The 14,095-nt window shown below is 76.8% G+C and carries 9 protein-coding genes; 6 read left to right on the top strand and 3 right to left on the bottom strand.

The annotated features are described in order from the left end of the window. Nucleotides 1-12: 12 nt before the first annotated feature. Both AMOR_RS14095 and AMOR_RS14090 read left to right on the top strand, forming a co-directional pair. Complete coding sequence (locus AMOR_RS14095) at nt 13-1,281, top strand: hypothetical protein (protein WP_248362192.1); 1,269 nt, start codon at nt 13-15, stop codon at nt 1,279-1,281. An 18-nt stretch (nt 1,282-1,299) separates the two neighbouring features. Beyond that, a complete protein-coding gene (locus AMOR_RS14090) occupies nt 1,300-2,241 on the top strand; it encodes a hypothetical protein (RefSeq protein ID WP_248362190.1) in 942 nt (313 codons plus the stop codon). Here the strand turns inward: AMOR_RS14090 and AMOR_RS14085 are convergent. After that, nucleotides 2,238-2,807 carry a hypothetical protein gene (locus AMOR_RS14085; RefSeq protein ID WP_248362187.1) on the bottom strand — a complete coding sequence of 190 codons (570 nt, stop codon included), beginning with the start codon at nt 2,805-2,807 and terminating at the stop codon, nt 2,238-2,240. The genes AMOR_RS14090 and AMOR_RS14085 overlap by 4 nt on opposite strands. A gap of 82 nt (nt 2,808-2,889) precedes the next feature. On the opposite strand from AMOR_RS14085, the gene AMOR_RS14080 reads away from it, so the two are divergent. The 4 genes from AMOR_RS14080 to AMOR_RS14065 are packed head-to-tail and all read left to right on the top strand — an operon-like array spanning nt 2,890 to nt 6,079. Continuing rightward, the gene (locus tag AMOR_RS14080; RefSeq protein ID WP_248362184.1) at nt 2,890-4,029 is read left to right on the top strand and encodes a coproporphyrinogen-III oxidase family protein; all 1,140 of its coding nucleotides are present in this window, start codon (nt 2,890-2,892) and stop codon (nt 4,027-4,029) included. Nucleotides 4,030-4,056: 27 nt separating this feature from the next. Then, the gene (locus tag AMOR_RS14075; protein WP_248362181.1) at nt 4,057-4,851 is read left to right on the top strand and encodes a hypothetical protein; all 795 of its coding nucleotides are present in this window, start codon (nt 4,057-4,059) and stop codon (nt 4,849-4,851) included. A gap of 49 nt (nt 4,852-4,900) precedes the next feature. Beyond that, complete coding sequence (locus tag AMOR_RS14070; RefSeq protein WP_248362178.1) at nt 4,901-5,455, top strand: TfoX/Sxy family protein; 555 nt, start codon at nt 4,901-4,903, stop codon at nt 5,453-5,455. 9 nt (nt 5,456-5,464) lie between these two features. Continuing rightward, nucleotides 5,465-6,079: a DUF4230 domain-containing protein gene (locus tag AMOR_RS14065; RefSeq protein ID WP_248362175.1), complete on the top strand. Its 615-nt coding sequence runs from the start codon at nt 5,465-5,467 to the stop codon at nt 6,077-6,079. 416 nt (nt 6,080-6,495) lie between these two features. Here the strand turns inward: AMOR_RS14065 and AMOR_RS14060 are convergent, their stop codons facing one another. Both AMOR_RS14060 and AMOR_RS14055 read right to left on the bottom strand, forming a co-directional pair. Continuing rightward, nucleotides 6,496-10,209, bottom strand: coding sequence for a DUF3857 domain-containing protein (locus AMOR_RS14060; protein WP_248362172.1), 3,714 nt, complete (start codon nt 10,207-10,209; stop codon nt 6,496-6,498). Then, nucleotides 10,206-14,027 carry a DUF3857 domain-containing protein gene (locus AMOR_RS14055; RefSeq protein ID WP_248362170.1) on the bottom strand — a complete coding sequence of 1,274 codons (3,822 nt, stop codon included), beginning with the start codon at nt 14,025-14,027 and terminating at the stop codon, nt 10,206-10,208. The genes AMOR_RS14060 and AMOR_RS14055 overlap by 4 nt, the downstream gene beginning before the upstream one ends. Nucleotides 14,028-14,095 lie beyond the last annotated feature (68 nt).

The raw sequence follows: 14,095 nt of genomic DNA, 5'->3' as shown, positions 1-14,095 counted from the left end.
CATGAGACCGGCATGCGCACGCTCCCCCACCTCGCGGCGGCGCTCGCCGCCGCGCTCTCCCTGCCGCTCCCCGCCCTCGCCGCCGACCCGAAGCCGCCGCCCGCCGCCTCGCCCGGCGAGCCGCCGTGCGAGCCCGTGAAGCCCTGCGAGGCGCCGATGGACGACGCGCCCGCGGCGGCCGCGGAGGCGCCGGCCGACTTCACCGCCGAGGCGAAGCTCCTCTACGCGGTCGTCTCGTGCAGCGGCGCGCCGCTCCCGGCCGGCTTCGACGCGAAGGTCGTCCAGGCGTTCTGCGCGAAGCAGAAGAAGCAGATCGCCGCCTATCGCGACGGCTACCTGCCGAAGGCGTCGGCCTTCCTCGCGAAGCTCCGCCCGGCCGGGCTGCCGACGACCGTCGTCTACCCGTTCGGCGGCGGCGATCTCCTCTCGGCGCTCACCACCTACCCGGACGCGCGGAACGTCACGACGCTCTCGCTCGAGCACGCGGGCGACCCGCGCCGGCTCGCCGCGGTGAAGGACCCGAAGGTGCTCGCGGATTCGCTCGAGGTGATCCGGCAGACGTCGGCCGGCCTGCTCACGGCCAACGACTCGAAGACCGAGAACCTCATGAAGGGGCAGCGCGGCGAGATCCCCGGCCAGCTCGCGTTCTTCATGACGGCGCTCGCGATCCACGGGTACGAGCCGGTGAGCCTGAAGTTCTTCCGGTTCGAGCCGGACGGGACGATCCACTACCTCACCGCGACCGAGATCGCCGCCTCGGAGAAGGAGAGCGCGAAGCTCCTCCGCGGGCAGTGGGTGTCGCCCGACTTCTCGCCGGCGTTCTCGAACTCCGAGATCACGTTCGTGAAGAAGGGCGAGGACCCGAGGACGCAGGCGCGCGTCCACCGCCACGTCGCCGCCGACCTCTCCGACGGCGCGCTCGCGAAGCAGCCGGGGATCCTGAAGCACCTCGCGTCGAAGGGCCGCTTCGTCGCGATGACGAAGGCGGCGAGCTACCTCCTGTGGCGCGGCGACTTCTCGAAGGTCCGGAACCTCCTCCTCGAGCGGATGGTCTTCATGATCTCCGACTCGACCGGCATCCCCCCCGCGTACGCTCGGAAGGCCGGCTTCGTCCAGGAGACCTATGGCACGTTCGAGAAGAGCTATCTGGACGCGTCGCCCACCGCGAACGCGGACTTCGTGAAGCTCTGGACGTCGCAGCCGAAGCGCGCGCTGCCGGTCCGCTACGGCTACCTCGACGGCGAGAAGCACTATCACCTGCTCGTCACGCGGAAGCCGTAGCAAGAGGGGGGCGAACCGATGATCGCCGCCGGCCCGCGGGCGATCGGCGCCGCCGCGCTCCTCGTCGCGGTCGCCTGCGTCGCCGGCCACCGCCGGCTGGCGTCGAGCCGCCTCGAGGCGCCATCCGGCCCGGAGGTGCCTCCGCCGCCGCCCGCGGCGGAGGAGCCGGCGCCGCCACCGCCACTCGTGCCGCCGCCCGAGCCCGATCGCACCCAGGCGCCGTGGTCGCAGACGCCGTTCACGCCGGTGCCCGAGGGCGCCGTCGAGGAGACCCGCGACGCGGGCGGGCGGCACCTCCGCCTCGGCACCGCGCGCGGCACGATCCACGTCTGGCTCCCGCCCGGCTATGCGCGCCGGACCGCGGGCATCGTCCTGTACGTCCACGGCTACTACACGAACGTCGACCAGGCCTTCGTGGACCACGACCTCGCGAGCCAGTTCCGCGCGAGCGGCCTCGACGCCGCGTTCATCGCGCCCGAGGCTCCGGACTGGAACGGCGCGCCGGTCTACTGGAACGACCTCGCCGAGCTCCTCGGCGAGGTCGCCGCGCGCGCGAAGCTCCGGCTGCCGGAGGGCCCCGTGGTCGTGTCCGGCCACTCCGGGGCGATCCGGACCGTCCTCCCCTGGCTCTCCGACCCCCGCGTCGAGGAGATCGTCCTGCTCGACGGGCTCTACCGCGGGGAGGACGAGCTCTCGGCGTGGCTCGCCCAGGCGCCGGCGGGGCGACGGCGGCTCCTCCTCGTCGGCCAGGAGACCGCCCCCCTGACCGAGGCGTGGCTGCCCTCGCTCGGCGCCGGCAACGTGGTGAGCCACCCCCGCATCCCGGCGCGGCTCGGCGCGCGGGAGCGGCGGGCGCCGGTCGTGTACCTGCGTTCCCAGTACGATCACATGGCGCTCGTGACGGGCGGCCGCGTGCTGCCGCTCCTGCTCCGCGCCACGCGCGTCCGGCCGCTCGGCTAGCGCGCCCAGCGGAGCGCGTACGTCGCCGCGCGGGCGGTCGGGTCGAACCCCTCGAGCGTCGAGCTGCCCGAGACGCCGGTCGCGTCGAGCACCGCCGCCATCGAGCTCGCGGCCGAGGCCAGCCACACGGGCTCCTCGACGCAGGCGGCGGGCAGCCCTCGGACCCGGAGCCGCACCTCGCCGGCGCCGCGCTCGACCTCCCACGCGCCGCCGTTGCGGAAGACCAGGCTCCAGGCCCTCGGCACGAGGCGCGCCCACGCGGCCGCGTCGCGCCCGAACGCGGCGAGGACGATCCGCGCCATCGGCCCGAGCAGCGGACCGTCGAGCGCCTCGAGCACGACGCCGCGCGCGAAACTGTCGTGCGAGGCGGGGCCGAGCGCGCCGTGGATCACGCGCACGAGCGCGACGTCGTGGCCGATGGGGAGCCAGTCGGAGCCGTGCGCCGCCTCGATCTCCTCGAGCACCGCCGCGGGCACGAACCGGTGCACCGCCCCGGCGGCGGGCGTGCGCAGCGCGGCGGTCAGGGTCTGCTTCAGGTGACGCGCGCGGACGGCCGGTTCGGACATGGAGCGGGCAGGGATTAAGGCAGGCGCGCGTCCCTGTCAACGCGCGGCGGAGGGGGCGCATTCGCGCTAGAACCGTCGAGCGATGGCGCGCCCGTTCGGCATCTACGTGCACTTCCCCTACTGCACGCACCGCTGCCCGTACTGCGACTTCGCGGTGACGACCGAGCGGCCCCCCGCCCGCGGCGAGTACGCGCGAGCCATCCTCGCCGAGCTCGCCCTGCGCGCGCCCTCGTTCTCCGGCCTCGACGCGCGGAGCGTCTACCTCGGCGGCGGCACCCCGTCGCTCTGGGACCCGGACGACGTGGGCGAGGTGCTGACGGCGCTCCGGGCGCGGTTCTCGATCCCGCCCGGCGCCGAGGTGACGATCGAGGTGAACCCGGAGTCGTCGAGCCGGGAGCGGCTCCTCGCGTGGCGGCGCGCCGGCGTGAACCGCGTCTCCGTCGGCGTGCAGTCCTTCGATCCCGGCGTGCTCGCGAAGCTCGGCCGCCGCCACGGCGCGGACCTCGCCGAGCAGGCGATCCGGGACGCCGCGGACGTCGTCGGGAACGCCAGCGTCGATCTCATCTACGCCGCGCGCCGCTCCACGGTCGAGATCGCCCGCGCCGACGCCACGCGCGCCGTCGGCGCCGGCGCGTGCCACGTCTCCGCGTACGCGCTCACGCTCGACGCCGACGTCCTCGCGGAGGAGGTCCCGCTCGCCCGCCTCCGCGCGCAGGGGCGGCTCACCCTCCCGGACGACGACGAGGCCTCGGCGCAGGCCCGCGCCATCGAGGCCGCCGTCCGCCGCGCCGGCCTGCGCCGCTACGAGATCTCGAACTTCGCCCGGGCCGGCGCCGAGTCGGTCCACAACCGGCTCTACTGGGAAGGCGAGAGCTACCTCGGGCTCGGCGCGGGCGCCTATGGCTGCGTGCGGGGGGAGGAAGGCGCGCTCCGGTACGGGAACCTCCGCGACGCGGGCCGCTGGCGCGCCGCGGTGCTCGAGGGCGCGCTGCCCACCGCGGAGGAGGATCGGATCGCTCCCGGCGCCGAGCGGAACGAGCGGCTCATGCTCGCGCTCCGCATGCGGCGCGGCGCGCCGCTCGCGGCGCTCTCGCTGGCGCAGGCGCGCGAGGCGGAGGCGCTCGTGGCCCACCGGCTCGCGGTCCGGCGCGCCGGGCGCCTCGTCCTCACGCGCCGCGGCATGGAGGTGCACAGCGCGGTGGCCGAACGGCTGTTCGAGTGAGGCGGTGCCTCTGCTACGCTCCCTGCCGTGCCCTCGAAGCCGCTCCGCGTCGTCGTGCTCCTCACCGCGCTCGGCGTGGCCGCGGTGTTCGCGCTCGGGACGCGCGCGGCGCGGCGGACGCGAACCACCTGGGAGCGGCCGGTCGACGTGGGCGTCTTCGTCCTCGGCGCGCCGCCGCGGGACGGCGTCGACGCGCTCGCGGGCGCCCTCGCCGCCGTCGCGGCGCGGCTCGCCGACGACCGCGCGCGGCTCGCCGGTGGCGGCGGGGCGGCGCTCCGGTTCGAGGTGCTCGGGCCGGCGACCCCGGCGCGGCTGCCGCCGACCGCGGCGCCCGCGCCGTCGATCCTCGCCCGCGCGGCGCACGCGCTCGATCTCTGGCGCGCCGAGCGCGCCGTTCACGCGGCGCTGCCGGAGGTGGATCCGGGTGCGTTCGACGTGCGCGTCTACGTCGTGCTCGACCCGGCCGCGGCTCCGTTCGCCGAGGGGATCGGCGCGGCCGGCGGCGAGGTGGGCGTCGTGCGGGCCGCCATCGCAGGCGACGCGCTCCTCGCCGCGACCGCGGTCGTCCACGAGGCGCTCCACGCGCTCGGCGCGACGGACAAGTACGACCGCGCGGGGCACGCGGTGGCGCCGGGCGGGCTCTGGGCGCCGGATCAGGTCCCGCCCTACCCGCAGCCCCGCGCCGAGATCATGGTCGGCGAGATCCCGCTCGGGCCCGGTCGCGGCCGCCTGCCGGCCTCGGCCGCGGAGGTCGGGATCGGGCCGGAGACCGCGCGGGAGATCGGGTGGCTCGGCGCGGCGGCGGAGGACGGCCCGCGCTAGACCGGTCCAAGGCGCGCACCGGCGCGCCGTCCGAGAGGAGGAGGATTCCATGGCGAACACGTCGACCTTCGTCGAGCATGCCCTCGACCTGCTCTCCCTCGTCCCGGGCGTCGATGCCCGCCGGATGTTCGGCGGCCACGGCCTGTACCACCGGGGCGCGATGTTCGGCCTCATCGACGACGACGAGCTCTTCTTCAAGACCGACGGGGAGACGCGGCCGCGGTTCCTGGAGGCGGGCTGCAGGATGTGGGTGTACGCGGCCATGCAGGAGACGAGCTACTACCGCCCGCCCGACGACGCCCACGAGGCGCCGGAGTCGATGCTGCCGTGGGCGCGGCTCGCCGTCGACGCGGCGCTCCGCAAGCAGGCCGCGAAGGCCGCCGAGGCGGCGGCGAAGGCGGCCAGGCGCGCCGCGCGGGAGGCGGCGCAGGCGGGGGCGAAGAGGTCCCGGCGCGGCGCCGCCGCGACCACCGCGAGGCCGGGGAAGTCGAAGTCCCACGCGAAGCCGGCGAGCCCCGCCGCCGAGGTGCGCCGCGGACGCACCGCGACCCCGCGGCGCAAGAAGCCCGGCGCGCGGGCGCGCGGCGGGCGCAAGGCGCGGTAGCATCGCCGGATGCGCCGCCTCGTCCTGCTCGTCGCGTTCGGCCTCGCCGTCGGCGGCGGCCTCGGCCTCGCCCTCCGGCTCCTCCCCGCGCGCGCGGCGCCGGTGCCCGACCCCCCTGCGGTCGTGATGCGGATCCGCGAGGTCGCGCGCCTCGAGGCGCTCGACGTCGCGCTCTACAAGAAGGTGTCGTTCGCGCCGGATCCGGCGCCCGCGGGCTCGCTCTGGGGCGACGTCGCGGGCTGGCTCCGGCACACCTTCGCGACCCCGCGGGGCAAGGCCATCGTGTTCGCGGACGCGCACGTCGCGCTCGAGCTCGAGCGGCTCGACGCGCGGAGCGTAAGCGTGGTCGGACGCACGGTGACGATCCGCCGGCCGCCGCTCCGGACCACGGTCGCGCTCCGTCCGGGAGAGACCGAGATCATCGGCTCGAACCTCGACTCCGCCGACACCGCGCGCCTGCTCGAGCTCGCGAGGCGCGCGTTCGAGCAGGAGGTGGAGCGCGACGCGGCGCTGCAGCAGCGGGCGCGCGCGTCGGCCGAGCGCGCGATCCGGGCGCTGCTCTACACCGTCGGGTTCACCGACGTGGTGTTCGTGGACGAGGGCGCCACCGCGACCGCAGGTTGAAAGCGCTGCCCGGTCGCCCTGGGCCGTCGAAGGGCGCCACGCGCCGCGGTTCGTGGCTCGACGGGCTCACGAGGAACCGAGGGAAGACCCGGAGGACGCCCCCCCGGGGAAAGGGGGCGCCCTCCGGGGAACGTGCGCCCCGGGGTCGTCAGCCGGAGCGGCGCGCGGAGGTCGGGGGCAGTCGACGGACGCGCGGCGAGACGGTGACGAGCACCTCGCTGGGAGCGGAGGGGGTGATCTCCGCGAGACCAACGAGAGTCCAGCGGAGGATCCTCCCGGCGAGGTGGCTCAGGAAGCGCACGATCACCGGATGTGCAGCGGCCGTGCCCGGCGCGCGGGGGGACCGGCCGCGCGGAGCCGCCGTCGATCTCACGCGTTTTCCCCGACGGGGGGCTCGGGTCGGCACGACCCCGGGGTCAGCGCGAGAGAACCACCGGGCGATCCTGCGCCTCGTCCACCTCCCGCGCGAAGTGCGCGAAGTCGAGGTACCGCTCCGGGGGGATGCGGCCGCGCGCCAGCTCGAGGCGCTCCTCGCGGACGAGCGTGCTCCCCTTCACCCGCTCCTCGCGGGTGAAGCGGCCGAACGGCGTCTCGATCTTCGACGCCGGTCCGGCGTGGGGCAAGAGGCCCGGCGGCGCGACGATCTCGATCCGCTGCGTCGCGCGGTCCGGCTCCGGCAGCAGGAGCGGCGTCCGGCGGCGCGCCACCTGGACGTACCGCGCGCCGAGCCGCGCCGGGAAGATGGACGACTCGAGCACCCGGCCACCGTCCGCGGCGCGCGACACGTCCGGCGCCCGGCCCTCGAAGCGGATCTCGCCGGGCGCCTCCGGGTCGTCCTCTCCGGTGACCTCGACGCGCGTCACCGAGATCCCGCGGAACATCCGGCCGAGGATCCCCTCCACGGCCTGCCGCCGCTCGGTCGCGTCGAGCCGCTCGAGCGCGCCCTTCAGCGCGCCGCCGGCGGCGCCGGTGTAGCGGTCGGCGCCGGTCACCGTCGCGCTGCCGTCCTCCGCGAGCACGATCCGCAAGGTCAGGATGCGGTCCTCGGGCGACGCCGCCTGCTCGGGTGTGCGATCGACCTCCACCGCGTCGCCCGGCTCCGGGAGCACGAGCGCCTCGCAGCCGGTCGCGGTGTCGGGGATCGCGCCGAACGGGCTGAGGCGCGGCGACGGATCGAGCCAGATCGTCTCGCCTCCCGCCTTCACGCGCAGCAGCGACGTCCCCCACAGCGACAGCGGGGGGAAGCGCCACCTGGCGGGGTCCGCGCCGAAGGGCCGGACGAGCGCGAAGCGCGCCGGGATCCCCATCGCCGAGAGCACGGCCTTCAGCACCACGAGCCGGCTCCCGCGTCCGCGCGAGAGCGCGGCGCCGGCGTCCTCGCCGAGACCGCCGCCCTGCCCGAGCACGTCCTTCGCGACCCGCGCGTACGCCGCCTTCACGAGCGCGAGCGGCGTGGCATTCGGCCCGGCCGCGGCGCGGATGTCGGCCGCGAGCGCGCGCAGCTCCTCGTTCGGCCGGGTGCGGTCGACGAGGGTGTCGCCGACCGCGCGCTGCAGCGCCTCGCGGGAGTCGGCGGTCCCGACGGACAGGAACGGGAGGACCTCGGTGCCGTTCGGCGCCGACGGCTCCGGGATGAACGCGGGAACGTCGCGCCGCTCGGCGCGGACCACGTCGTAGCCGCCCTCGCGGACCACGTCCGGCGCGGGCATGCCGTGCGCGTCGACGGCGAGCCCGAGCCCCGCCGGCGCGCGGACCGCATACACCGACCGGAAGAGGCGCGACCCGGGGACCTGGAAATAGAAGGGGCTCGCCGTGTAGCCGCCGAGGCCGCGGGGCGCGTGATCGCCGCGGACCCACTCGACCTCGACGTAGTCGCCGGGCTCGAGCCCGGTGAGCGAGACGGTCCCCTTCGCGCTCCCCGCCCGCTCGGGCTCGAGGGCGCGGCCATCCTTCTTCAGCGTGCGGAGCGTGAGGATGCTCGCGCCCGGGGGGACGGTCACCTCGCCCCACTGCTCGACGCCCTGCTGGTCGAGGACGTGGATGACCTGGTGCGTCCGCTCGGTCGCGGTGCCGCCCGGGTGGATGTCGACGGCGGCGGCGTCGAGGACCATCGTCGAGGAGACGCCACCCTGCCTCGGCGCGGACTCGTACGCTCGGATCGCGGCGCGCGCGTCCTCGGCGAGGTCCTGGAGCACCTCGCCGCCGTCGTCGAGCGCGAGCCCGCGGCGGAGCGAGAGGTCGGCGCCGTTCAGCGCGAGGGCACGCGCGCGGGCCGCCCGCGCCGCGTCGGCGTCGCCGGCGAGCTCGCGGAGATCGCCGAGCCGCTCCTGCAGCCGGGCGCTGCGAGGCCAGATCGCGGCGAGCGCCGCCACGGCGTCCGCCGCGCGGCCCGGCGCGCCGGCCGCGACGAGCGCGTCGGTGAGCGCGAGCCCGGGCTCGATGGCCCAGGGGCGCGCCGCCACCACCGGCTCCAGGGCGGCCAGCTGTCCGGCGGGATCGCCGCGCTTCTTCCGGTGGCTCGCGAGCCGCTCGCGGCCGCCGCGGCAGCGCGCGACGGCCTGCGCCGCCTCGTCCTCGTGGCCGACGTCGCCGCGCTTCCCGGCGAGCTCGTACGCGAGGTCGGCGGCGTCGCAGCTTCCGCCGCCCCGCAGCGCCTCGAACGCGAGCCCCTCGGCGCGCTCGGCGAGCCCGCGATCCATGGCCGCGCGGGCCCGCGCGGCGACGGCGGCGGGCCGGCTCGCGGCCGGTCCGAGCCCGGACAGCACCTCGTCCACGTCGTCGAGCCGCTCGGCCGCGCGCAGCTGCGCCGCCAGCCGGAGCCGCGCCTCGGCGCTCCCGGGATCGAGCCGGAGCGCGTCGCGGAGCTCGGCCTCCGCCCGGCCGCGCGCCACGCGGTCGTCCAGCGTGGGATCGTCGGCGAGGACGTCGGCGCGGGCGATGCGGACGAGCGCCGCGTCGGGCCGGGCCGCGCGCGCCTCGGCGAGGAGCTCCTTCGCCGTCTCACGGTCGGACACCTGCGCGTCGCGCGCCGCGAGCACGCGGGCGATCACCGGGCCGAGCTCGGGCTCGAGCGCGGCCGCGAGCGCGCGGCCCGCCAGCGCAGGCGGGCCGGGCTCCGGCTTCGCCGCGGGCGCGGGCGCCCCGCCCGCGGGCGCGGCGGCGTACGTCGCGTCGGACGGCGCGCCGTCCTCCCGCGAGAGCGCCACGTGCACGCCGGTGCGGGGCGTACCGCGCGTCACGACGACCACGAGGCGGTGGCGGCCCGGCGCGAGCGCGACGGCGCGCTGGAACAGGCCGCTCGGCCACCCCTCGAACGCGCGCCGCTCGTGGACGAGGACGCCGTCGAGGCGGACGCGCGCCGAGAGCTGGGTGCCGACGGTGAGGACGTAGCGGCCGCCCTTCGCCAGGGTGACGTCGGCGGCGAGCGCGAGCAGATCCGCGTCGTTCGGCTCGCCCTCGAGCGTCACCGTCCCGTCCGGCGCGGGCAGCGAGCGCGTGACGTACGGCGGGAGGCCGGCGGCGGCGGGGACCGTCTCCGGGACGATGCCGTCGTCGGGCGGGATCTTCCGGTCGAAGTCGAGCGCGTGGTGGACCGCGTAGGGGCCCGACAGGCTCCAGGCGGTGACCGCGCCGTTCTCGGCGCGCAGGCGCGCGGCGAGGGCGTGGTCGCCCTGGACCTCCGCGGCGGTCGCGCGCGCGACCCGGGCGCGGTAGGCGGCGAGCCCCTGGAGTCGCCCCGCCGCGAGGAGCGGCGCGACGGCGGCGTCGACCTCGGTGGCGCGCGCCGGCGCCGTCTCGGCGAGCTCGGCGAGGCGGCGGAGCGCGACGAGCGCGGCCGGGTCGGCGGGCGCCGCCTCGACGGCGGCGGCGAGGTGGCGGACCTCGAGGTCGCCGTCGAGGGCACGGCGGGCGAGGAGCGCGGCGACGACGTGGGACGGCGCGTCGACCGTCCCGCGCTTCGTCGCGAGCGTGGTCGCCCGCGCGCTCGCCTCCGCCGCGGCGTAGTCGTTCGTCTCGAGGGCGCGCGAGACGCCGCGGGCGCCTCCGCGAACGCCGGCGCAGCCGAGCGCCGCGGCGATCAGGAGGACGGCGGCGCTCCGGCGCAGGGCCGGTCTCTGGAGAGCGATCATCGGACGGCCTCCTGGCCGGCGGCGGGTGTCGCCGCCTCCTTCACGGGCGCGGCGGGCACGATCCGGACGCGGCGGGCGAACGCGCGGTCGATGCGCGAGACGAGCTCCCGGAAGGCCGGGTAGTCCGCGGGCGCGACCTGGCCGCCGGCGAGGGTGACCTGCCCCTCGGCGACGACCGCCCCACCCTCCTGGCGGTACGTGATGGCGAAGCCGCCGAACGGCGCCTCGACCTTCACCGGCTCGGGCGTCTCGGCGACCCGCCAGCCCGGCGGGAGCGCGACCTTGTAGGTGAACACGTTGCGCGACGCGCTGCCGAGGTCGACCGGGTACCTCCGCGCCGAGAGCGACGCCCAGGACTCGGTGTAGCCGCGCGACGCGCCGAACGGCGTGAAGCGGAGGCCGTCGCCGTCGGGCTGGGCGAACCGCGGGACGTCGAGGGCGAACTGGACCATCAGCGCGTCCTCGATCCGCGTCGGATCGGAGACCGACACCGACTCGACGCGCACCCCGGGGAAGGCGCGGTTGAACGTCGCCTCGAGCTGGGAGGACCGCTCGCCCTCCGCGAGGTACGTCCGCCGGTAGCTCGGCGCCTCCACGCCGGCGACGCGCCAGCCGCCCTTCACGCCGGCGGTGCCGTCGGGCCGGAGCGCGACGTCGTAGCGGCTCTCGATCCGGTTCTCGTCCGGGCTCGCATCCGGGATCCGGCCGAAGCGCGACGGGCCCGACGGGTTCACGACGAGCACGGTCGCGCCCCGGTCGTCGGAGGGCAGGTCTCCCGATCCGGAGTAGGCCGCGGTGCCGTCGAGCCACAGGTCGAGGTCGGGCACGTAGAGGATCGCGTGGTTGAAGATCGAGAGCGACGCCGGCGTCTCGGGCAGGCGTCCCAGCCGCCGCATCCGGAGCAGCACCAGCCGCGAGTCGATCCCCATCGCCTCGAGCAGCGCGTGCATCAGGCTCGCCTTGTCCTTGCAGTCGCCGAAGCGCCTCGCGAGGATCTGGTCCACCCGGTAGGGCTTGAAGCCGTGGATGCCGAACTCGAGGCCGACGTAGCGCGTCTGCGAGACGACGAAGCCGTACGCCGCGCGGACGAGGGCGCGCTTCGTCTCGGGATCCCAGCCCGACGGCGGCGGGGTGACGGACGGCGCGGCCACGACGCCCTGGCCCTGCGCCCGCGCGACCCGTGGCGCGCCCGCCGCCCGCGCGTCGAGCACCGCGCGCGCGAGCCGCTCCGCCTCCGCCTTCACCTCTCCGTTCGGCCGGATCTGGTCCCGCACCAGGCCCCAGTAGAACCGCGCCACCTGATCCCAGCTCGCGTAGGTCGACACGTGCACGTACCGGGCGACCTCGCTCCAGCCCGGCATGCGCGGCTCGGGCTGGATGCGCGGAGCGTCCCGGGCGGTGAAGCGGTGCTCGGTGACGCCGTTCGGGAGCGCCCGCTTCGCGTAGGCGACGCCCGCCGGACGGTTCGCGTGGATCTCGCGCCCCTCCGGGACCAGGAGGACGTAGTCGAACACCGCCTTGCGCGTCGTCTCGTCGACGAAGGTGAGGTCGCCGAAGTAGTCGGAGAGGAGGTTCTCGCTCGCGGTGTCGTCGACGCGCCACGCGATCTCGAGCACGTCGCCCGGCGCGAGCGCGGGGAACGACAGCGTCTTCGCGAGGGTGTCGTAGTAGAGCCGGTACCAGGGCTCGCTGGCGCTCTGCTCGCTCTCGTCGTGCGACTCGACGACCGTGCCGTCCGGCTTCAGGATGCGGGCCCGCTCGACCTTCACCTCCTGCCGCTCCGGCGCCCACGACACGGTGTGGCGCCGGAACGCGTCCGCGCCGCGGGCGTTCAGCACCTTCACCACCACCTGGTAGTAGCTCGACGCCATCCCGGAGGGGAGGACGCGCGTCACTTTGACGTCGGAGAGCACGACCGCGTCGTCGTCCGGCGCGGGCACCGGCGCGGCCGCTGCGAGGGCCCGGGCGTCGGCGAGGTACGGCCGCTCGAACCGCTCGCGCGCGGGCTCGAGGCTCCGCGCCAGCTCCTTCAGCTCGGGGCTCTGCGGCCGGAGCTCGAGCGCCCGCTGCACGTCTCCTTGCGCGTCCTTCGCCCGGCCGCGGACGAGGCGCGCGCGGCCGCGGCGCTCGTAGCCGTCGGCCTCGTCGGGGGAGAGCGCGATGGCCTGGCCGTACGCGGCCTCCGCCTCCTCGGCCCGGTCGTTCGCGGCGAGGAGGTCGGCGAGCCGGAGCCGCACGTGCACCTCGGAAGGATCGAGCCGGAGCGCCTCGAGGAGCAGGTCGCGCGCGCCGGTCACGTTGCCGCGATCCGCGAGGAGGGCGGCGAGGGCGCTCCGCGCCTCGGCGTCGTCGACGCGGAGGGCGAGGAGCGTCCGGTACCGGGCGGCGGCCTCGTCGAGGCGCCCGAGCCGCTGCGCGGCCCGGGCGGCGGCGCGGACCGCGGCGGGCACGGTCGGGAAGGCGCGCGCGTTCTCGGCTGCGAGGAGGGCGGCGCGCGGTTCGCGGCCGGCGCGCTCGAGCGCCTCGGCGTAGGCGACGCGCGCCTCCGGCCAGCCCGGCGCGGCGCGGATGGCCCGGTCGAGGAGCCGCACCGCCGCCTGCGGGCGATCCTGGTCGAGCTCCTCGCGCGCGAGCGCGCGCAGCGCGCGGGGCTCCTCCGGGGCGGCGGCGAGCGCCGCCTCCACGAGGAGACGGCGCCGGCCGTGATCGTCCTCGAGGCGGGCTGCCTCGAGCTGCGCGTCGAGCGACCCGGGCGCGAGCGCGGCCGCGCGCCGGGCTTCCCCCGCCGCGCGCCGCTCGTCGCGCTCGGCGGGCTGCCGCAGCGCGAGGGCACGGGCGAGGTCGAGCCGCGCCTCCGCCTCGGCGCGCCCCTTCCCGCGGAGCGCGTCGGCGCGGCGCTCGAGCCGGATCACCGCGTCCTCGATGGCGCGCGGCGCCGGGCCCGGCGCGACGGCGGGCGCCGCCGGATCCGCGGCAGCGAGGGCGCGGCCCTCGCCGTGCTCGTCCGCGAGGCGGAGCCAGAAGCCCATCCGGCCGTCCTGGTGGCAGAGCTTCACCAGGATCCGGTTCGCGCCCCTCCGGAGCGTCACCGCGGCGCCGCGCTGATCGAGCCGCGCCGCGTGGTACCCGGCGTCGGAGATCGCGAGCGCGCCGTTCACCCACACCTTCGCCGCGCCGCTGCCGCCGAACCAGAGCGCCACGCGCTCCTCGCGGGGCGCCTCGACGACCGCGAGCGCGTACGCCGCGACCTCGCGGGCCGGACGCAGCGTCGCGCCGAGGTGGACGAAGCCCTCGGTGACCGCCTCCTGCGGCAGCTCCCGCCAGGCGACCTCGCGGACCTTCCCGGGGTAGCGCGCCTTCAGATCGATCCCCGCCTCCGGCGGCAGCGCCGCGTCGAACGCCTTCTTCCCCTCGTCGTCGAACGGGCCGACGATCCGGAACCGGGTGACGAACCCGAGCCGGCGAAGGTTTGCCTGCTCACGCTGGAGGTTCCCGCGCGCACGCTCCACCCGCGCGAGCCGCCACCGCGCCGCCGACCGGACCTCCGGATCCGTATCCGCGGCGTCCGCGGTCCGGCCGTACAGCGCCGCGAGCCGCGCCAGCTCGGGGAGGTCGTCCTCGAGCTGATCGAGCTCGCCGAGGACCGCGAGACCGCGGGGTCCTCGCCGGTCGCGATCCAGCGCGGCCGACGCGGCGGCGAACCCGTCGGCGACCGGGTCCTTCCAGCCGGGCCGGGGCAGCGCGGGCTCGCCCGCCCGGACGGAGGGCGCGAGGAGGAGCAGCGCGAGAGCGAACGGAGCGACGGAGCGGGCGAGCATGGGGACCTAGGAGTGTAACCGTGAACAGCGCGCGGAGCGTCCCGTTCCCGTGATCGTGCCCGTCACCG

The organism is Anaeromyxobacter oryzae (assembly GCF_023169945.1).
GTDB classification, from domain to species: Bacteria; Myxococcota; Myxococcia; order Myxococcales; family Anaeromyxobacteraceae; genus Anaeromyxobacter; species Anaeromyxobacter oryzae.
The sequence above is the reverse complement of the archived record's forward strand: the minus strand, read 5'-3'. Positions and strand labels throughout refer to the sequence as shown.

Excerpts from the sequence above, each read along its gene's own strand:
- AMOR_RS14095 (WP_248362192.1), top strand. The coding sequence starts at position 13 with ATGCGCACGCTCCCCCACCTCGCGGCGGCGCTCGCCGCCGCGCTCTCC.
- AMOR_RS14090 (WP_248362190.1), top strand. The coding sequence starts at position 1,300 with ATGATCGCCGCCGGCCCGCGGGCGATCGGCGCCGCCGCGCTCCTCGTC.
- AMOR_RS14085 (WP_248362187.1), bottom strand. The coding sequence starts at position 2,807 with ATGTCCGAACCGGCCGTCCGCGCGCGTCACCTGAAGCAGACCCTGACC.
- AMOR_RS14080 (WP_248362184.1), top strand. The coding sequence starts at position 2,890 with ATGGCGCGCCCGTTCGGCATCTACGTGCACTTCCCCTACTGCACGCAC.
- AMOR_RS14070 (WP_248362178.1), top strand. The coding sequence starts at position 4,901 with ATGGCGAACACGTCGACCTTCGTCGAGCATGCCCTCGACCTGCTCTCC.
- AMOR_RS14065 (WP_248362175.1), top strand. The coding sequence starts at position 5,465 with ATGCGCCGCCTCGTCCTGCTCGTCGCGTTCGGCCTCGCCGTCGGCGGC.
- AMOR_RS14060 (WP_248362172.1), bottom strand. The coding sequence starts at position 10,209 with ATGATCGCTCTCCAGAGACCGGCCCTGCGCCGGAGCGCCGCCGTCCTC.
- AMOR_RS14055 (WP_248362170.1), bottom strand. The coding sequence starts at position 14,027 with ATGCTCGCCCGCTCCGTCGCTCCGTTCGCTCTCGCGCTGCTCCTCCTC.